This window comes from Pectinatus sottacetonis (assembly GCF_015732155.1).
In the GTDB taxonomy this organism is placed as follows: domain Bacteria; phylum Bacillota; class Negativicutes; order Selenomonadales; family Selenomonadaceae; genus Pectinatus; species Pectinatus sottacetonis.
Window position 1 is genome coordinate 1,639,803 of the sequence record NZ_WIQK01000001.1, and the last position, 20,231, is coordinate 1,660,033.

The 20,231-nt window shown below is 36.0% G+C and carries 20 protein-coding genes, 1 pseudogene and 1 riboswitch; of the genes and pseudogenes, 14 read left to right on the plus strand and 7 right to left on the minus strand.

Annotated features, from left to right (window positions below):
- Positions 1 to 213: 213 nt before the first annotated feature.
- A complete protein-coding gene (locus I6760_RS07645) occupies positions 214 to 906 on the plus strand; it encodes an ABC transporter ATP-binding protein (protein WP_196593886.1) in 693 nt (230 codons plus the stop codon).
- Complete coding sequence (locus I6760_RS07650; RefSeq protein WP_196593887.1) at positions 899 to 1,648, plus strand: ABC transporter permease; 750 nt, start codon at positions 899 to 901, stop codon at positions 1,646 to 1,648. The genes I6760_RS07645 and I6760_RS07650 overlap by 8 nt, the downstream gene beginning before the upstream one ends.
- Before the next feature lie 103 nt (positions 1,649 to 1,751).
- On the opposite strand, the gene thiE is transcribed toward I6760_RS07650, so the two are convergent.
- From thiE to I6760_RS07675, 5 genes are all read right to left on the minus strand, one after another.
- Positions 1,752 to 2,405: a thiamine phosphate synthase gene (gene thiE, locus I6760_RS07655; protein ID WP_196593888.1), complete on the minus strand. Its 654-nt coding sequence runs from the start codon at positions 2,403 to 2,405 to the stop codon at positions 1,752 to 1,754.
- 105 nt (positions 2,406 to 2,510) lie between these two features.
- Positions 2,511 to 3,623, minus strand: coding sequence for a 2-iminoacetate synthase ThiH (gene thiH, locus I6760_RS07660; protein WP_196593889.1), 1,113 nt, complete (start codon positions 3,621 to 3,623; stop codon positions 2,511 to 2,513).
- Positions 3,624 to 4,424, minus strand: a complete 801-nt coding sequence (locus I6760_RS07665; RefSeq protein ID WP_196593890.1) for a thiazole synthase — start codon at positions 4,422 to 4,424, stop codon at positions 3,624 to 3,626.
- Positions 4,421 to 4,627: a sulfur carrier protein ThiS gene (gene thiS, locus I6760_RS07670; RefSeq protein ID WP_196593891.1), complete on the minus strand. Its 207-nt coding sequence runs from the start codon at positions 4,625 to 4,627 to the stop codon at positions 4,421 to 4,423. Before thiS ends, I6760_RS07665 begins: the two co-directional genes overlap by 4 nt.
- A gap of 53 nt (positions 4,628 to 4,680) precedes the next feature.
- A riboswitch (TPP riboswitch) is annotated at positions 4,681 to 4,787 on the minus strand.
- A 67-nt stretch (positions 4,788 to 4,854) separates the two neighbouring features.
- Positions 4,855 to 6,264 (minus strand): DUF389 domain-containing protein, encoded by a 1,410-nt coding sequence (locus I6760_RS07675; RefSeq protein ID WP_196593892.1) that lies wholly within the window; start codon positions 6,262 to 6,264, stop codon positions 4,855 to 4,857.
- A 450-nt stretch (positions 6,265 to 6,714) separates the two neighbouring features.
- Between I6760_RS07675 and I6760_RS07680 the strand changes: the two are divergent.
- The 7 genes and pseudogenes from I6760_RS07680 to ilvN (I6760_RS07710) form a co-directional block, all read left to right on the plus strand.
- A pseudogene (locus tag I6760_RS07680) lies at positions 6,715 to 6,963 on the plus strand (peptide ABC transporter ATP-binding protein); the annotation flags it as partial.
- A 145-nt stretch (positions 6,964 to 7,108) separates the two neighbouring features.
- Complete coding sequence (locus tag I6760_RS07685) at positions 7,109 to 7,987, plus strand: DMT family transporter (protein ID WP_196593894.1); 879 nt, start codon at positions 7,109 to 7,111, stop codon at positions 7,985 to 7,987.
- 320 nt (positions 7,988 to 8,307) lie between these two features.
- On the plus strand, positions 8,308 to 8,838 hold the full coding sequence (ilvN, locus tag I6760_RS07690) for an acetolactate synthase small subunit (RefSeq protein ID WP_196593895.1): 531 nt from the start codon (positions 8,308 to 8,310) through the stop codon (positions 8,836 to 8,838).
- 21 nt (positions 8,839 to 8,859) lie between these two features.
- A complete protein-coding gene (gene ilvB, locus I6760_RS07695; protein WP_196593896.1) occupies positions 8,860 to 10,521 on the plus strand; it encodes a biosynthetic-type acetolactate synthase large subunit in 1,662 nt (553 codons plus the stop codon).
- Between the two features lie 152 nt (positions 10,522 to 10,673).
- Positions 10,674 to 11,681 carry a ketol-acid reductoisomerase gene (gene ilvC, locus I6760_RS07700; protein ID WP_196593897.1) on the plus strand — a complete coding sequence of 336 codons (1,008 nt, stop codon included), beginning with the start codon at positions 10,674 to 10,676 and terminating at the stop codon, positions 11,679 to 11,681.
- A 98-nt stretch (positions 11,682 to 11,779) separates the two neighbouring features.
- On the plus strand, positions 11,780 to 13,483 hold the full coding sequence (gene ilvB, locus I6760_RS07705) for a biosynthetic-type acetolactate synthase large subunit (RefSeq protein ID WP_196593898.1): 1,704 nt from the start codon (positions 11,780 to 11,782) through the stop codon (positions 13,481 to 13,483).
- Positions 13,480 to 13,980, plus strand: a complete 501-nt coding sequence (gene ilvN, locus I6760_RS07710) for an acetolactate synthase small subunit (RefSeq protein ID WP_196593899.1) — start codon at positions 13,480 to 13,482, stop codon at positions 13,978 to 13,980. The genes ilvB (I6760_RS07705) and ilvN (I6760_RS07710) overlap by 4 nt, the downstream gene beginning before the upstream one ends.
- A 307-nt stretch (positions 13,981 to 14,287) precedes the next feature.
- On the opposite strand, the gene I6760_RS07715 is transcribed toward ilvN (I6760_RS07710), so the two are convergent.
- Positions 14,288 to 14,788: an LptA/OstA family protein gene (locus tag I6760_RS07715; protein WP_196593900.1), complete on the minus strand. Its 501-nt coding sequence runs from the start codon at positions 14,786 to 14,788 to the stop codon at positions 14,288 to 14,290.
- A 299-nt stretch (positions 14,789 to 15,087) separates the two neighbouring features.
- Between I6760_RS07715 and I6760_RS07720 the strand changes: the two genes are divergently transcribed.
- From I6760_RS07720 to aroB, 4 genes are read left to right on the plus strand one after another with little or no spacing between them, the layout of a single operon-like run.
- Entirely contained in the window at positions 15,088 to 16,095 is a 1,008-nt protein-coding gene (locus I6760_RS07720) for a deoxyguanosinetriphosphate triphosphohydrolase (protein ID WP_196593901.1), read from the plus strand.
- A gap of 32 nt (positions 16,096 to 16,127) precedes the next feature.
- Complete coding sequence (gene aroC / locus I6760_RS07725; protein WP_330997953.1) at positions 16,128 to 17,276, plus strand: chorismate synthase; 1,149 nt, start codon at positions 16,128 to 16,130, stop codon at positions 17,274 to 17,276.
- A complete protein-coding gene (locus tag I6760_RS07730; protein ID WP_196593902.1) occupies positions 17,273 to 17,779 on the plus strand; it encodes a shikimate kinase in 507 nt (168 codons plus the stop codon). The genes aroC and I6760_RS07730 overlap by 4 nt, the downstream gene beginning before the upstream one ends.
- The gene (gene aroB / locus I6760_RS07735) at positions 17,776 to 18,861 is read left to right on the plus strand and encodes a 3-dehydroquinate synthase (protein WP_196593903.1); all 1,086 of its coding nucleotides are present in this window, start codon (positions 17,776 to 17,778) and stop codon (positions 18,859 to 18,861) included. Before I6760_RS07730 ends, aroB begins: the two co-directional genes overlap by 4 nt.
- Positions 18,862 to 18,937: 76 nt before the next feature.
- On the opposite strand, the gene I6760_RS07740 is transcribed toward aroB, so the two are convergent.
- Entirely contained in the window at positions 18,938 to 19,147 is a 210-nt protein-coding gene (locus I6760_RS07740) for a DUF1858 domain-containing protein (RefSeq protein ID WP_196593904.1), read from the minus strand.
- Positions 19,148 to 19,240: 93 nt separating this feature from the next.
- Here I6760_RS07740 and I6760_RS07745 point away from each other — a divergent pair, with 93 nt between their 5' ends.
- Positions 19,241 to 20,095 (plus strand): prolipoprotein diacylglyceryl transferase, encoded by an 855-nt coding sequence (locus I6760_RS07745; protein WP_196593905.1) that lies wholly within the window; start codon positions 19,241 to 19,243, stop codon positions 20,093 to 20,095.
- Positions 20,096 to 20,231 lie beyond the last annotated feature (136 nt).

The following is a 20,231-nucleotide window of genomic DNA, read 5'->3' on the forward strand; positions in this document are numbered from 1 at the left end:
TTAGATGAGTGATGAAAGCTAGTCTGGCAAATTTACTGTGAGAAACTGGTTTCCCGTTATAATTGTTATAGTTGGCTTTTAAAGTATTTTTTTATGTTTTTCTTATGGTACATAGATGATATAATGCTAATGATTGTATTTTATTAAGGATTAATTTCTTGAATATAGTCACTGGAAAATATTTGCAGCAGGTAATCGAGTGGGAGCAATGATATGAAAATTATGCGGTTTGAGCATGTAGGACTTATAAAAAAAGAACATGTTATTTTACGAGATATTTCACTGGCGATTGAACCAGGCTCTATTGTAGGGATAGCAGGACCGTCTGGGTCGGGTAAATCATCTTTACTGCGGTTGATGAATTTATTAGAAAGTCCGACAGAGGGGACTATTCTGTATAAAGATAAGAATATTATGGAATATGATCCGATGGAATTGCGCAGCCAGGTAGGCTATGTTTTACAAAAACCATATATTTTCGCAGGAACAGTAGAGGATAATTTAGTATATGCGTATAATTTGCGGAATTTGAAACCAGATAAGACCGAGATTCTGAAATTTATGGAAAAATTAAATTTGACACCAGATTTTTTAAATAAAAAGCGCAGTGAAATGTCAGGGGGAGAACAGCAAAGGATAGCTTTAATAAGGTCACTTTTAATAAAACCCCAGGTAGTATTGCTTGACGAAATAACAGCTGCTTTAGATGAAAATAATACTATGATATTAGAAAATTTTATAAAAAATTTAAATCAGACTTTAGGCATAACAGTCATATTTGTGACTCATAATCCAGGACAATTAAAACGGCTGTCACAAAAGGTTATTTATATAAAAAATGGGGAAGTAGAATTTTGTGATTCGGCTGATAAATATTTTTCCCGGGAGGAACAAATTAATGGATAATTGGGCATTGATACTGACATATATTTTACCAGCAATAGCATTGATAATTTCCTATCGGGAGAAATTAGATTTAGGAAGAGACATAATAATCGGCAGCATAAGGGCTGTGGTTCAATTGATTATTATTGGGCTGGCGCTTAAATTTATATTTGGCCTGGATAATGTTTTTGTTACAGGGTTGATATTGCTTATCATGGTTTATAATGCTACCGTAGTTGCTGCACAAAGAGGTGAGGGGATTGAACGGGTAAAAATGATTTCTTTTATCTCAATTTTGCTGGCATTGGTAATAACTCTGGGAATTTTGATTGCATTTGGGGCAATCTCGTATGTACCTAGCCAGGCTATTCCCATAAGCGGCATGGTTGTGGGAAATTCAATGGTGGCATTAGGGGTATTGTACAGAAATCTTTTAACAAATTTCACGGACAGGCGTGATGAGGTAGAAGTTAAATTATGTATGGGAGCTAAGCCGCGTGAAGCAGCCAGAAGTTTAATAAGAAACAGTATAAAAACGGCGATGGTTCCTACTATTGATTCGATGAAAACATTGGGAATAGTACAGCTGCCAGGCATGATGACAGGTCTTATTTTGGCAGGAGTTGCACCGGAAACAGCAATAAAGTATCAAATAATGGTGGCGTTTATGTTGACAGGTGCTGTTACAATATCTGGTTTTACTGCCAGCTATTGGGCTTATCGCAGTTTTTTTAATAGTAGAGCGCAGTTAAAAGATTTTTAAGATAGGGTAAAATAAAAGGGCTGTCCAGGTGATATAATCAAATAAATATCATCTGGACAGTCTTTTTATAAATTTATTTATTTAAAAAATAATCGTAGAAATATTAATGGCTAAATACCTTATCCCGTAAGGTTTCAACTTTAGCTGTTATATCAGCGGCACTTACAATATCGCTTACTACAGCAATTGTTTTAGCACCGGACTGAACAATTTCATCAATATTGTTTTCGTTTATACCACCAATTGCTACGAAAGGCAGCTGGGCATTTTTTACAGCATAATCGAGATATTTGAGGCCGACTGGTTGAGCATTTTTTTTCGTAGCAGTAGCATGAATAGGACCTATACCGACGTAATCAATATATTTTTTTAGTTCGTTGGCACGATCCAGCTGTTCAGGACTATGAGTAGATAACCCAATTATTTTTTCGTTACCAAGGATTTTTCTTACAATATGCGGAGGTAAATCTGTTTGACCTATGTGTACACCGTCGGCATCAACAGCCATTGCCAAATCAATAAAATCATCAATAATGAAAGTACCGCCGGATTGTTTTATCATATCACGCAAAATAAGACATTCTTCATAACGAGAAAGAGCATCCTTTTCTTTTTCACGGTATTGGATAAATTTTATGCCGCCGTCAAGCATATCACGGACTACCTCAATATTATCCCGTGCGTTTGATATATTTTCAGCAGTTATTCCATAAATGCCTGTATTGAAAAAAGAGTCCATACCTGCTCGTAAATTCATAAATATCCTCCTATGCGATTATATTTACAATAATTAAATGATATTTTGTATATCATTTAACAAATTCGTGCATAGGTGAAATATTCCTGCAAATATTTTTATTTATTATATGAGAGTCTGCCAATCTTTATAAACAGGTTGGTATCCTTCGTTGTAGAGCATTTGTGCCATTTGCCCGATTGAACGCTGGTCGGATATTTCGAATTGACCACCGTCATCGCCCTTGGTATGTCCGCCGACAGCAACCGTTACACCACCGGATATTTTAGTTATGCCTATTTTTACTAAATGATTACGCATGTCTGGTTTTTCCCGTGTTGATAAGGTTATTCCGGCACGTGGCATAAAGATTCTTAGCGCAGTTATATATTGAACAAGATCAATGTCATTAACTATTGATTTAGGAGCATAGCCGGCAGAGCAGGGCCTTATTCTGGGAGTAGATATGGCAATTTCGACTTCTTTATATTTATGTTGCAGATAATCAGCATGGACGCCAGTGAAAAAGGCTTCCTCCCGCCATTCATTAAGACCAAGCAATGCACCGACATTCACATTTCTCATCCCGGCTTTACAGGCTCGTTCAGGTGCGTCAAGCCGGTATTCATAATTTGCTTTGGGACCGCCTGGATGAAGTGTTTTGTAAATATCCTTATTATAACATTCCTGGAACATAGTCATTCCGTCGACACCCGCTTTTACAGCACGTATGTAATCTTCAAGGGAAAAGGAGTATACTTCAATGGAAACACTATCGAAATATTCACGCAAAACTTTAACAGCAGATAAAATATAATTAACAGGGCTGTATTTTTTTGATTCACCAGTGAGAACAAGAATGTTTTTTAAGCCTGTTTGTGATATGGCGGCGGCCTCTTTTTTTATTTCCTCCATATTTAGACAGCGACGGTTGATGTTATTATTATGGTTAAAACCGCAGTAAACACAAAGATTATCACAATAATCAGCTATATACATGGGAGTAAACAGTTGCATTGTATAGCCAAAGTTTTTTATTGTTTCCTCACGTGAACGTCGAGCCATTGCTTCCAAATGTTTTTGAGCAGCAGGTGCCAGTAAAGTTAGAAAATCCATACGAGTTAAATGCGGCGTATTCAAAACACGTAATACATCAGTAGATGTTATTCCCGCAAAAAAGCTTTTGAAATCAAGCTGAGTATATTTTTGTTTTTCTTCTAAAAAAGATGCGGTGGTCAATTATGCTTCCTCCTTATGTAAAAAACCGGTAAGTGGAGAGGAAGCACTGGCACTGATTGTTCCCAGTACGCGGCCTATTCCAGCCAGATAAGCTGTCCGTCCGGCATCGACAGCTTTAGAAAAGGCTTGAGCCATTTTCAAAGGATCTTTGGCAGTGGCTACTGCTGTATTGACAAGTACAGCTGCAGCACCCATTTCCATACATTCAGCAGCTTCTGAAGGTTTGCCTATACCAGCATCAACAACTACAGGCAGGTCAATTTCATCGATTAATATTTGAACCAATTCTTTTGTACGCAGGCCTCTGTTAGAACCAATAGGGGCAGCAAAAGGCATTACAGCAGCAACTCCAGTGTCGCAAAGGCGTTTTGCTGTCATTAAGTCAGGGCTGATATAGGGAAGTACAGTGAACCCTTCTTTTACAAGAGTTTCAGAAGCTTTTAAAGTTTCCATATTGTCAGGCAGTAAATATCTGTTATCGGATATTACTTCTATTTTTATCCAGCTGCCACAGCCCATAGCTTTAGATAAATGGGCAATACGTATAGCTTCATCGGCGGTGCGTGCACCTGATGTATTGGGCATAAGTATTACATCATCAGGAATATAATCGAGAATGTTTTCTTCATGGGAACCTTGATTGGCACGCCGCAATGCTACTGTTACTACAGATGCATTTGCGGCATGGATGACATCAGGCATATTTCGGTTGTTAGAAAATTTACCTGTACCAATAAAAAACCGGCTTTTTAAAATTTTACCATTAATTTGTAAATTGTCATTAGTATTACTTTTTATCATTTGGAACCGCCTCCTACAAAAGTGATTATTTCTATTGAGTCATTTTCGCTAAGAAAAATATCAGGCCAAGCATGTTTGTTTGTGATCTGCTCGTTGAGCTCTGCCACAGCATGGCCGGCAGTCATATTTTTCTGTTCCATTAGTTCTTGCAAAGTTGTTTTTGCAGGAACGACAGTTTTTTCCCCATTTACAATTACTTGCAAAACATCAACTCCTTAAAATAAAAAAACGTCTATCCTGATCAGGATAGACGTAAACTTCTATTACCAATACTTCCTACGCAGGCATTATCCCGATCAGGTCAAAGGTCAGGTGCTTACAGCCCTTTCTCAGCCTATAACATAGGCTCCCTTGTAAAAATATTTATTTTATATATGCTATTTTATGCCGATAAAGTAAATTTGTCAAATCATTAAAAAATAATATCATATTACCAATTGATTCCATTGCCGGAAATGATATTATCTTGGGGGGCGTTGGACAGCTGTAAGTTCATCATTACAGGCATATTGGCTTCGGCTGTTATCCACTTTTGCAGTTTTGCGGCATCCTTTGGCTGCATTGCTTCTTTTACGAAAACAATAACAAAAAATTTTTTAAATACTATATTGCCTTTATCGTCTGTAGAAGAAATAGAAGCACCTTCAATATTTTCTACTTGGGGAAATAGGATGCTGGCACTTTTGTTTAGAGAAGTAAGGAGCTTTTTATCATCATTGAGCCGAAGATAAGCGGGATAATAGGAAACACTGAGAGTTTTATATTTTTTTAGTTCAGCTTCTTTAGTTGAAAGCAGGTTATTGTTGTTTGATTCATTAAGCTTATTTTCAATAAGGCTCTGGACATCATCTTTGCTTATAGCGCGTGAATAATTGTTTTGAATGATTTTTAAGCGAAAATCGCGTAATTGGTTATATTTTTTTAACGATGTAGTTAAAGAGGCAATTTCATGTTCTTGTAAAGGTTGTCCTATTAAAATAATTTCCAGGAGTTTGTCATTTGGAAGCATTTTGTAAGATATTACCTGCGAGTTGTCAAAGATGAAATTATCTGCTATATATGTTTTCATTTCAGTAGTTTCCAAATTAAGTTTTACACTTTTATAGGCCATATATATACTGGGAATTATAGTTAAAATTCCTATTATTACCAGATATGTACGCTGACGGTTAAATATTCGCCGCGAAATATAAGCTTTGCTGGGAATACGTATCATTTTTAAAAAGATAAAACTAGCCAGGCAGATAAAAAAGCTATTGATGAAAAAAAGATATAATGCCCCCAGAAAAAATTTTGCTGAATGTATAGATAATCCATAACCGGCTGTGCATAATGGAGGCATGAGAGCTGTAGCAATGGCAACACCAGGAATCACGTTGCTTTTTTCTTTGCGGGTTATTCCAATAATACCGGCAAGACCGCCAAATATAGCAATTAATACATCCCATATGGTAGGTTCAGTGCGGGCTAGTAATTCGGAAGACGCTGTTGATATAGGAGAAAGCTGAAAATATATAGCAGATGCAAGGACTGATAATGATACCTGAAACATAAGTTTAAAAAAAGATTTCTTAACATAGTTTGTGTCGTACGAGGCCATGCCATAACCTATACCCATTATAACGCCCATTAAGGGCGATATAAGCATAGCCCCAATCACAACGGCAGTGCTATTCATATTGAGACCAATAGAGGCAATAAAAATAGCTAGAATAAGTATGCACATATTAGTCCCTTTTATTGTGCTGCCACTATTTATTCGCTGGGTTATTTCGGGAATATCAGCACGGTCTTCACTTAAGATAAACAGGTCAGTAAATAATTTTTTTATGGGTTCCATTGAGTGTCATCCTTTCATTAAATATGTCAAAATATTCATGGTATTATTATGACTGTGCTGTAATAATAGATAATATAAACATAATGCTGTCGTTGAAAAATATACTGGGCTATCCTTTTTTAGCATGGAGTAAAAATTTCATATATTTTTTTATTATTTTTCGCATTGTGCTAGCTGGTAATAATTAACTTTACAAAAAAGGTTCAACAGACTATCCTTCTAAGTATCTAAGCCCAAAGAAGTGTAGCAAATGTTGAACCAATTTAAGTATAGACAAAGTAACTTAAAATTACAATCATATTTATCAAATTGGTAGTGAAATTTATTGGTATTGTATAAATAACAAACCTTTGCGTAATTTCAATTCAAAAATTTTAAAGAATTATGCAGATATTGAATATATTTCAACTATATAATATCTTCATTTTTATTCATTAGCATAATATGATTACTATAGCACTTGATCCTGAAATGGTGGGAGAAGTGCTTAAGGTAATGCGATCTTTGGCTGATTCAGGAATGACGATGGTTGTTGTCACACATGAAATGAATTTTGCCAGAGAGGTTGCTAATAGGGTTATTTTTATGGCTGACGGACATATTGTAGAAGAAGACCGCCCAGAAAAACTTTTTACAGCACCTGAAAATAAAAGAACACAGGCATTTTTGAGTTCGGTTTTAAAACCGTTGGATAGTTAATTATGCAGAAGGAGTTTGTTGTATAGCAAAACAGTTATACTGATGGCAATTGCAATAAACAAGAAATAAGCAGCGGCTATTGCATTAAATAAAAGAATGCTTTAATATTATTATTATTTTGTATATTGAGGAGCATTAATATTTAATGAATAACCGCTTAAAAGGTTTTTTGCTGATTATTGCAGGAACTAGTTTTTGGGGAGCATCAGGTGTTGTGGTACAGTACTTGCTGCATGATAAAATGTTTAACGCCCAGTGGCTGACTTGCATCAGGCTTACAGGGGCTGGAATTATCTTGCTAGTAATGGATAAAGTTTGCTATAGAAGCCGATTATTATCTATATGGAATCGCTCAAGTGCGAAGGATATTATCGCTTTTAGTATGTTGGGGATGCTTGGAACGCAGCTTACCTATATTTTAACTATTTTAAACAGTAATGCAGCAACAGCAACTATTTTGCAGTATCTTATGCCAGCATTTGTCTTGGTATATATGCTGGCTGCTGAAAAGCGCGGGCCTATGGTAAAAGAAGGAATTTGTCTTTTTATGGCGATTTCTGGAACGTTTCTGCTTGTTACAAAAGGACAGCTTAATACACTGGCAATTTCTCTGCCGGCATTAATTTGGGGATTGATATCGGCACTGGCGGCAGCCTTCTATACATTGCAGCCAAGAAAAATGCTGAGATGCTATCATTCATCACTGATTGTGGGCTGGGGAATGTTTACTGGCGGGGTAATATTATCATTGTTTAAATCCCCTTTTGATTTTACTGGTACTTTAGATTTATATTCAATAGTGGCATTGTTATTTGTTGTAATTTTCGGGACAGTTTTGTCTTTTTGGACTTATATTGAAAGTACGAAGTATTTGTATCCTACTGAAGTGGGGGCAATGGCATCAATAGAGCCATTGGTGTCGGTCGTTTTATCCGTAGTTTTTATGAATGTGGCATTTGGTATTCCTGAAATATGTGGTAGTATATTAATTGTTGGAACAGTGTTTGTTTTGGCGAAAAAGTAAAAAAACTTGAACATTTTTCAAACAGGGTACAGTAATATAATTTTCTTTGCTGGACCCTGTTTATTAACGCAAAAAAACATATAAATTTATTATTATGTAGATTTTTTTTTGATATTATTGTAAAATCATATATTAAACAGACTGCTAATGATGAAAAATGTTGCATATGAATAAATCGAAAGTGTTACTTTATATCAATATGCATACAAATCAGAATATTCATTGAGCAGACGGCAGCAAAAAAATTATATAATTTTTTAATATTATGGAAAAGCAGATTTTTTTGCTGGAAAATCCAGCTATGAAGAGGTGATTTATTTATGAAACATGCCCTTTCTGTTTTGGTGAATAATAAACCAGGGGTTTTATTGCGTGTAGTGGGAATGATTTCCCGCCGCTCGTTTAATATTGATAGCTTGTCAGTGGGAGTAACACAGCCGCCTGAATATTCACGTATTACTATTTTTTTTAAAGGTGAGGCATATATAGTTGACCAAATGATAAAGCAGATTGGTAAGATTCCCGATGTTACAGCAGTACAGCTGCATAACCCTAAAGATGCAGTATACAGAGGAATGACATTAGTAAAGGTAAGAACTGATGATGATAATAGATTAGATGTATTAAAAATTGCAGAATTGTTTAGGGCACATGCTGTCGATGTACAGACAACGACACTTATTTTTGAAATAACAGGACAGGATGAAAAAGTGGAGGCATTTACAAGGTTGCTTGCCCCATATGGAATACTGGAAATAATAAGAACAGGGCAGATAGCAATGGAACGGGGAGAAAAAACTATTAATAATTATGCAGAAAAAAAAGAATTTTATGGGAAAAGTGTGATTTGATATGTTATTGGAGTAGATAAAATGAGAGGATCAGAAGCAGTTGTAAAATGTTTGAAGGCACATGATGTAGATACGATATTTGGTTATCCCGGTGGAATGATTCTACCACTTTTTGAGGCACTGCGGAAAGAAAAAGATATCAATTTTGTATTAACTACACATGAACAGTCAGCGGCACATGCTGCTGACGGGTATGCCCGTGCCAGTGGCAAGCCGGGAGTCTGCATAGCAACGTCAGGTCCAGGGGCGACTAATCTTGTTACTGGTATAGCTACGGCTTTTATGGATTCGGTGCCGATGGTGGTTATAACAGGACAAGTACCTAGTACATTATTGGGGCGGGATTCATTTCAGGAAACGGATATTTTTGGTATAACTATGCCAATTACGAAATACAGTTTTAAGCTGGATAGAGCAGAAGATTTACTGCCAGCAGTTCAAGAGGCATTTGAAATAGCTTCAAGTGGTCGGGAAGGGCCAGTATTAATAGATATTCCCAAAGATTTTTTTTATGCAGATGTAAAGTATAAGGAAAAAAAAGTTGAAAAAAAAATAGATAAAAGGCCGGATGCTGATTTTTTGATATATGCGGCAGAAGCAATTGATAAAATAATGCAGGCTGAAAGACCAATAGTTATTGCTGGCGGTGGTGTGATTTTAGGACAGGCACAGGAAGAACTGATAAGTTTTGCAGAAAAATATGATCTGCCGGTTGTATCTACTCTGATGGGGATAGGGGTATTTCCTAATAATCATCCGCTATATATGGGATTTGCCGGATTGCATGGACGTAAAGCAGCTAATAATGCAGTAGCAGAAGCTGATTTGATCATAGCAGCTGGCAGCAGGTTTGGCGACCGCCAAACGGGAAATTTGGATAAATATGTTCATAATAAAAGTTTTATCCATATAGATATTGATCCGGCAGAGATAGATAAAAATGTACACAGCAGCATTGGATTGGCCGGAAACATGAAGACGATTCTTCAGCTGTTGATGCAGAGAACACCGGTAAATAATGTAAAAACATGGTGGACAATGCTGAAAAATTGGCAGAAAAAATATATGTATAATTATGATGGCAGCTATGATGTTCCCAATGTAATGCACTATATTTCGCAGACCATAAATAAAAAAAATGCAGATTTTGCTGTTGTTACTGATGTGGGGCAGCATCAGATGTGGGCAGCCCAGCATATAAAAAGATATAAACCGCGGACATGGTTTACTTCCGGCGGACTTGGAACTATGGGGTTTGGGCTTCCGGCATCCATAGGAGTACAACTTTATTATAAAAATAAGCGAAGAGTTGTTCACATTGCAGGTGATGGCAGTATAAAAATGACTGGTAGTGAATATTATACAATGGCGGCGTTAAATCTGCCGATAATTTCTGTTATTATAAATAATGAATCATTAGGGATGATTCGTCAGCTGCAAAAAGTGTTCTATGGAGAGAAATATTTTTCCAGTGAATTTGCATATAAGATGGACTATGCTAAATATGCGAAAAGTTTTGGGATTACAGCATATAATGTATATAGTATGGACGATTTTATCGAAGTATTTAGTAATGCCATTGAACAAAATAAACCACAGGTGATAATTGTCAATATTAGCAAAGGATTTGTTGAGCCTATGACTAGAACAGACAGTGGAATAAATACATTTGTTGATTTTTAAAATGTGTAATTGTGTAAATTTTTTAGTGAATTCTATTGACAAATTTATTCTTAAAGTGTATCCTGTATACAATGTTCGCATGTAACATTGTAAATAAACAACATTGGCTATAAAATCTATGGCCAATTTAAATTTAGGGAGATGTTTTATTTATGGCAAAAGTTTATTATGATCAGGATGTAGATTGGAATGTGATAAGTGACAAGAAAGTTGCAGTTATTGGTTATGGAAGCCAAGGACATGCTCATGCCTTAAATCTTAAGGAAAGTGGTCTTGATGTGACGGTAGGCCTTTATGCCGGCAGTAAATCAATACAAAAAGCTAAAGATGCTGGGCTGAAAGTAGCAAGTGTTGCTGAAGCGGTTAAAAATGCTGATATTACTATGATTCTAATTCCTGATGAAATACAAGCTAGTATATATAAAACAGAAATTGCCCCTAATTTAAAATCTGGTAGTGCCTTGGCTTTTGCCCATGGTTTTAATATTCATTTTCAGCAAATTCAGCCGCCTGAAGATGTAGATGTATTTATGGTTGCACCAAAAGGACCGGGACATCTTGTTCGTCGTACATTTGTTGAAGGTGGTGGTGTTCCTGATATTTTTGCAGTTTATCAGGATGCTAGTGGTAAAGCGTGGGATATTGCTCTGGCTTATGCACGGGGAATTGGTGGAACTCGTGCTGGTGTTATTAAGACAACATTTCAGGAAGAAACGGAAACTGACTTGTTTGGTGAACAAGCTGTGCTTTGTGGTGGGATTACTCATTTGATTACAGCTGGTTTTGAAACATTGGTAAAAGCAGGATATCAGCCGGAAATTGCTTATTTTGAATGTTTTCATGAAATGAAATTGATCGTTGATTTAATGTATGAAGGCGGTATGGCAAAGATGCGATATTCTATCAGTGATACTGCAGAATATGGTGATTATACTGCGGGACCGCGTTTGATTACTGATAAAACAAAGAAAGAAATGGAAAATGTTCTTACCGATATTCAGGATGGTACATTTGCAACAAAATGGCTTGCAGAAAATAAAGCTGGCCGTGCACAATTTTATGCAATGCGCCGTAGACATGCACAGCATCAAATTGAAGAAGTTGGTGGTAAGCTTCGCAAAATGATGTCATGGCTGCATGATAACGATAAGAAAGATTGAGCATAAAAGCAGTAATTGGAAGCGGCAAAGCAGGCTGATGGGGTCTGCTTTACCGCTTTTATTTTTGTAGTAATGTTTTTTATAAAGGAGGATAAATTGTGCGTATAAATGGAGCAAGAGCCGTTATTGAAAGTTTAAAAAATGAGGATGTAGAGATTGTATTTGGGTATCCTGGCGGAGCTGTACTGACTTTATATGATGAAATATATAAGACAAAATTTCCTCATATCCTTACGAAGCATGAACAGGGGGCTGTTCATGCTGCCGATGGATATGCGAGGGCCACGGGAAAAATAGGTGTGTGCATAGCAACTTCGGGACCAGGAGCAACAAATTTAATAACGGGAATAGCAACAGCAAATATTGATTCGATTCCCTTGGTATGTATAACCGGTCAGGTAGCAACACCATTTATTGGCAGAGATTCATTTCAGGAAGCTGATGTATGCGGCATAACTTCACCGATAACAAAGCATAATTATCTTGTACGAGATGTCAGGGAATTGTCACGGGTTTTAAAAGAAGCTTTTTTTATTGCCGGTACAGGCCGTCCCGGGCCGGTGGTAATAGATATAGCAAAAGATGTTTTTGCGGCAGAAGTTGATTATGAGTATCCTGCAGAAGTGAATTTACGTGGTTATAGTGGAAAATATATTGGCAATGAAAAAGATTTGGATAAAGCAGTAAAACTGTTGAAACAGGCAGAAAAACCATTGGTTTTTGTAGGTGGTGGTGTAGTTTCTTCTGGTACATATATCAGTTTTCGTGAATTTATAAATATGCTCGGCATTCCTGTTACCAGTACATTGATGGGACTGGGGTGTGTTGAGCCTGAGCAGAAAGGAAATCTAGGAATGGCCGGGATGCATGGTTCATATGCGGCTAATATGGCTATTATGCAGTGTGATCTTCTTATAGGAATAGGTGTTCGATTCGATGACCGTGTAACAGGAATTATGAAAGAATTTGCCCCGAAGGCAAAAATAATTCAGTTCGACATAGATTATGCTGAAGTAAACAAAAATGTTGTATCATATTTAAGTGTAATAGGCGATTTAAGATGGTCATTGCCCTTGTTATGTAAAAAAACCAAAATATATGCGGAAAAAATTAAAAAGAATAGTGCTCAATGGATTGATTATGTGATAAAAATGCATAAAAATAATCCGTTTTCGTATAAAAAGAGTGATAATCATATAATGGCTCAGGAAATTATTGAAAAAACTGCCGAGTTGACGGAGAATGACACTATTGCAGTTACAGATGTAGGGCAGCATCAAATGTGGGCGGCACAATTTTTTAAGGTTTATGGACCCCGTCACTTTATTACCTCAGGCGGATTGGGAACGATGGGGTATGGACTTCCGGCAGCAATGGGAGCCAAAATAGGTTGCCCGGATAAAGCTGTGGTCCTGTTTACCGGTGATGGCAGTATAATGATGAACTGTCAGGAAATGGCTACGCTGGCTGATTATGATATTAATGTTAAGATAATAGTTATACATAATCATGTTTTGGGAATGGTAACGCAATGGCAGAGAATGTTTTATGGAAAACGATATTCACAGTCAATTTTAAATAGTAAGGCTGATATCGTGAAAATTGCGCAGGCCATGGGAATAAAAGGAATTCGTATAGATGAAAAGACGGATTTAATTAAAATACTGAAACAAACTTTAGCGCAGCAAGGTCCTGCTCTTATTGATGTTAACGTACCCGATACTGAAGATGTTCTTCCGATGGTACCAGGAGGAAAGCGGCTTGATCAGATGATAATGGAAAGTGAGGCAGCTAATAAATGAAATATCAAATAGCCATTCTCGTGGAAAATAAGCCAGGGGTATTGACCCATGTATCGGGCTTGATAAGCCGCCGAGCATTTAATATTGAAACAATAAATGCTGGATATACTGAAGAAGATGATGTTACACGAATAAATATTGTGGTCAATGCATCTGATAATATGGAATTGAATAAAGTAATACACCAGATGGCGAAACTTATCGATGTTATAAAAATTGTTAATATCAGTGAGCTGCCGTCTATAAGCAGAGAATTGATACTAGTAAAGGTAAAAGCAGATTCACCTGGAGTGAGAGCAGATATTGTAAATATTGCAAATATATTTCGGGCGCATATAGTTGATGTGGGGCATCAGAACGTAGTTATTGAACTTACTGGTGAACAAGATAAACTGGCGGCACTAGTTGATATGCTTGGCTGTTATGAGGTTTTGGAAATAGCCCGTACTGGTCCTGTTGCATTGTCTCGTGGCATTACACCCATAAAAAATATGTAACTATAAAAACAGGCATTGTTAAATGCCTGTTTTTATAGTTACATATTTCCTCAATCCTGCCATGTAATATCTGTAGGTATTGAAGAGAGTTTTTATTTAATATAGTTAATTAATGGACATAACCTGTATTTTGCGGATAATAAAACATTAGAAATGTTTTTTAATGCTTAGGCTATTACTTAAATAACGGATAATAATTATATTTTAGTCAAAATAAATATATTTAACTAAAAATACGGGGCAAAAATAGTTTCATGAAAATGGGATAGCCAATTGCGTTATAAAGATTAAGATATTAACAAATCAATTATTGGATAAATTCTTTTTTTATTACATTATATTTTATTTCGTTGTATTTTTCTATTTGTCCATCCTTTTTTACGATGACACTACCAGAAAAATCAGCAATTTTTGTTTCCCAGTTAAATGACGTTTGATCTGCGGTTATTGTCATGTTTTCGTATTCAAAGGTTGTGCCACCCTTAACAGTTATCGTTTTATCAGGCCAGGCACCATATAGATCATCACCGGTAAAATTGATTAAAGTACCATCTTCTTTACGACCATAAGTACATTTTATGTTTTTTTGCGCCCATACTTCAAATGAAGTAAGATTTACCTGGGCATGATCGGCAGTCACGGTGAATTTACTGGTTTCTACACGAACATTTCCATCTAATCTGTATGTTCCTGACAAAATGTCAAAGGTTGTTTTATCTGCTGTGATTTTAGGCGATGCGAATACACTGCTGTATGAAGATACAAGCAACAAGACTAATAAAAGAAAAGAGATTTTTAATACACGCATAAAAAGCCTCCTTAGTATATCTCTGAATTCTTATTCTTCTATTATTATAGCATAATTTAAGAAAGAAAAAATATACTTTGTTACCATGAATTTATGAAATATATATCTTGACAGTTAAGTACATTATAAAATGTATTGGGAAGGATTATCGGATTATTTAGTGTAATATACAATTATATATAATTTTATTATTCTGTTAGAAATAATGGCTTTATTTGTGAATAAAAAAGTCATGGTTTTTAGCAGTAGAATTTACTTGGAGATAATGTGAAGTTTATCTATAATTTAGGTGGCATAAAATGAATATTAGAGAAAAAACAGAGGAACTTGAATATGAAATACTTTCACCTGATGCGGCTAAGAGCCGTGATGCAAAGCGTAGTAAGGATGAAACAATGTGTCCGTTTCGGACAGCTTATCAAAGGGATCGCGACAGGATATTACATTCTAAATCTTTTCGGCGGCTTAAACATAAGACGCAGGTTTATATAACAGCGGGAGATCATTACAGGACAAGGATGACGCATAGCCTTGAAGTAGCACAAATATCACGTACCATAGCGCGTGGCCTTCGCTTGAATGAAGATCTTACAGAAGCTATTGCGCTGGGGCATGATGTTGGACATACACCGTTTAGTCATGTTGGGGAAGAAGTAATGAATGCTTTAGCAGGTCACTTTTATCATAATGAACAAAGTCTGAGAATGGTCGAGTATTTGGAAAAAAATGGAAAAGGTCTTAACTTGACTATTGCAGTAAAAGACGGTATTTTAAATCATACGGGAAAGGTAGTACCTAAAACACTGGAAGGTAGAATAGTAAAGACAGCTGACAGAATAGCATATCTTTGTCATGATTACGATGACAGTTTACGTTCTGGATTGCTTAATAAAATTGATTTACCTGATATCGTAGTTGGCAGCTTGGGTAGTGACTATTCAACAATGATAACGGGCATGGTCAGTGATATGATATTGTCATCTTCTGATAAACATGATATTTTATTATCAGATCATATGGTTAAAGTAATGAATGTATTCCGTACTTTTATGTTTGAGAAAATATATCATTCTAAAGTATTGGAAAAGGAAAGGAAACAGGCCGGATTTATAGTTGAACAGCTTTTTAAATATTATATGAAAAATCCCGATAAAATGCCGCGGGAATTTTGGGTGAGAGAGAAGAAATGGGGAAAACAACAAGTCGTTGTTGATTATATAGCTGGACTTACTGACAGTTATGCAGTAGCTAAATTCAATGAAATATTTGTACCACCAGTTTGGAATCAATGGCTAAAGGTTTATTAAATTTATGTGTTAAGGAAGGATTGATTGTTATTATGTTGCGGTTTTTAACAGCTGGCGAGTCTCATGGACAATGTCTGACATCTATATTGGAAGGAGTTCCAGCCGGACTTAAAATTGATATTGAAAAAATAAATAAAAACATGATCCGCCGCCAAATGGGATACGGACGTGGCGGTCGAATGAAAATAGAAACAGATAAAGTAGATATTCTATCTGGTATCCGATTTGGGGAAACAATTGGTAGTCCTATTACTATGCAGGTAAAAAATAATGATTGGCAGAATTGGCAGCGAAAAATGTCTATAACTGGGCAGCCTTTTGGAGATAAAGTAACTGCAGCAAGGCCGGGACATGCTGATTGGGTGGGCATAAACAAATACAATAGAAGCGATATACGGGATATTTTAGAACGTGCCAGTGCGAGAGAAACGGCAGCCAGAGTAGCTGTTGGATCTGTCTGCCAGCAGTTTTTGGAAGATTTGGGCATAAAAATAGTAGCACATGTTGTAAATATTGGCGGAGTACGGATAGATAGAAAAAAAATAGATTATAAAAATATGGGACAAAATATTTCTGAACTTAATTGTATGGAAGCTGATGCAGAACAAAAAATGCGTGAAAAAATACGTGAAGCAAGTCAGGCGGGTGATACGCTGGGTGGTACATTCGAAGTAATAGTAAGTGGGGTTCCAATGGGTATGGGAACTCATATTCAGTGGGACAAGCGGCTTGATGGAAAATTAGCGCAGGCATTGATGTCTATACAGGCTATTAAGGCAGTTGAAATTGGTGATGGTGTTAAATATGCAGATTATCCTGGCAGTAAAATGCACGATGAAATGTTTTATGATGAACATAAAAAGGTTTATCGTAAAAGTAATCATGCTGGTGGACTGGAAGGCGGCATGACAAATGGAGAAAATATTATCGTCCGTGCAGTAATGAAACCAATTCCTACATTGATGAAACCACTCCATTCTATTGATATTGCAAGTAGGCAGGAAGTGTTAGCATCAAAAGAACGAAGTGATATTTGTGCCGTTCCGGCTGCTTCAGTGGTTGGAGCCGCTATGACAGCCTTTACAATTGCCGATGCAGTTTTGGAACAATTTGCCGGGAACAATATGATTGATGTAAAAAATGCTATTAAAAGTTATAATAATAGATTGGACGAAAGATGAAGAATGTAGTTTTTATAGGATTTATGGGAACGGGCAAAAGCTGTGTCGGCCGTCTGCTGGCAGAGAAAATAAGTTTTTCTTTTGCGGATACAGACATTCTTGTAGAACAAAACTGTGGAATGAGTATACCAGAGATTTTTGCTCAATATGGGGAAAAATATTTTCGTAGTGAGGAAAAAAAAGCTGTAAAAGAAGCAGCGGCATGTTCTAATATTGTTATTTCTACTGGCGGAGGAGTTCCAACATTTGAAGAAAATATGGCTGTGTTGAAGAAAAACAGTATTATTATTTGCCTTTGTGCCAGTGTTAATACTATACTTCAGCGAACTAAAGGACGTAATAACCGGCCGCTTCTTAATTCTGACAAAGATAAAGTTCAGCAGCTTCTAGACAAAAGGCAGCCAGTATATAAAAAAGCTGACTTTATAATTGACACGGATGATTTATCCCCGCTTCAGATTGTTAATGAGATAATGCTGTATTTAAAAAGGAGAAAAAATTGAAAAATGTACGGGTAGATTTAAAGGAAAACAGCTATGATATTTGGATAGGAAATAATTTGGATGAGAAAATAAAGCAGTTTTTTACTGAAGCTGGTTTTTCCCGCAGGGTTTTTATTATTTCAGATACCAATGTCGGGCCGCTATATAAAAATGATATAATAAAATTATTGCAAGCAGTGGGATATAGTGTATCCGTTGAGCTGATAAAGGCCGGTGAACCATCAAAATCATGGGATACAGCACAGCTCCTTTACACAAAAGTGATCGAGGCTGGTTTGGATAGAAATTCACCGATCATAGCATTAGGCGGTGGTGTTGTTGGGGATATAGCCGGATTTATAGCAGCAACGTATATGAGGGGAGTTCCTTTTATACAGATGCCCACTAGTCTGTTAGCACATGTGGATTCTTCTGTTGGTGGGAAAGTAGCAATAAATCATCCCATGGGGAAAAATCTGATAGGAGCTTTTTATCAGCCTAAAGCAGTATTTATAGATCTTGATATGTTAAAAACTTTACCACCGCGGGAAATATCAGCAGGATTGGCTGAAATAATAAAATACGGACTTATTTATGATAAAGAATTTTTTTCTTATATAGAAAAAAATTCTTCGATGGTATTTAGGTTTAATAATGAAGTATTGCAAAACATTATTGCCAGGTCATGTGAAATTAAAGCATCTGTTGTAAGTAAAGATGAACGGGAGAATGGTCTGCGGGCAATATTGAATTTTGGGCATACATTAGGACATGCAGTGGAACGGGAAACACAATATAAAAAATATAATCATGGTGAAGCAATAGCAATTGGGATGATGGGAGCGGTTTTTATAAGTGTGGAACTGGGACTTATAGATAAGTCACTCATAGAAATACTGCGCCAAATTTTAGCTGAATGCAATTTACCGCAGAAAGCGGATGCATGTGATAAAGAAAAGCTCTACAAAGATCTTTTCCATGATAAAAAAACTGTTGATGGTAAAATTAAATGGGTGTTATTGGATAGAATTGGGCAAGTTCATTTAGATAATAATGTGGCTGAAAAAATAGTAAAAAAAGCAATTGATTTTATTATAAAATGAAAAACTTTACATATAAAAAAATAATAAGCCGATGAAATGTTTCATCGACTTACTATTAGATAAACTGGCTAATATTTTATTGCTGAGGCTGCGCTTCAGCAACTTCATTAAGGTCTGCCATTAATTTTTCAATATCAATGCCATGCGCTAAAGCGCCTTGTTCGATATTTTCAAAATGAGCAGCAGCACAACCAATGCAGCCCATACCAGACATCGCAAATACGTCAACAGTTTCTGGGTATTTTTGAACAACTTCCATAATCCCCATGTCTTTAGTAATTGTCATATTCATTACCTCCTTAATAAGTAATAAACTACTATAATGTTATTATAGCACATTTATGAAAATTGTTTGCTAATTTTTTATATTAGAGTTAAAATGATAAAATGGTTGTTTATATTACTGGAGAAGGGTGGTTGTAGGGTTATTACTATGTGGGAAATAGGAACTATTCATATATATTGGTATGGAATTACAGTTAGTTTTTCAATAATTGTAGGAATGGTTATAACATGGCTTAATGTGGTAAAAAGAAAGGAAAATTTTTCAGTAATAATTGACATGTTGCTTTGTACTATACCAGCAGGGATTGTTTGCAGCAGAGTAATATATGTGTTTTTTCACTGGCCAGAGTTTTCCTATAATATTTATAATATAGTCATGCTTAATAAGGGTGGGATGTCTGTATATGGGGCTTTTGCCGGATTATTGCTGGGGACATTAGTATATACATATGTGTCAGACAGGGATTTTTGGTTTTGGCTGGATGTATTGACACCAGGAATGATTGCCGGGCTTATGGTTAATCAAATCGGTAATTTTTGCATGCAGAATACAATCGGCAGTCCTTTTCCCATAAGTGTAAGCAGCAATCATGCTTTAGCAGTATATCTTCAATTTAAGCAAAGACCAGCTGGTTTTGAAAACTATTTGTATTACAGACCAGTGGCATTATATCAGGCTGGGGCTTTAGGAATAATTTTGCTATATTCAATAGCATTGACATATATGCAGGTCATTTATAATAAAATATCTTATGGTACCATTTTTTTGTCAGCAATCATTTTAGCGACGGGATGCAGATTTTATTTTGGTTTTATGTATTTATCAACCCATATAGATATAAGCCTGCATACTGGACAATATATTGCTTTATTAATAATGGCAGCTTGCGGCATTATTTATTATTATCGGAAGAAAAAAATTAGAAATAAAAATACATATCATTACTAAATATATAATATAATATGTATATATAAGACGTTTTATAAGATACGGAGCTAACAGTATGAAGCCGTTTCTCCGTAAGAGATAGTATTTACTGTTGACAACAGATAAAAATATATTTTGGGGTTTTATCCTGAGAGAG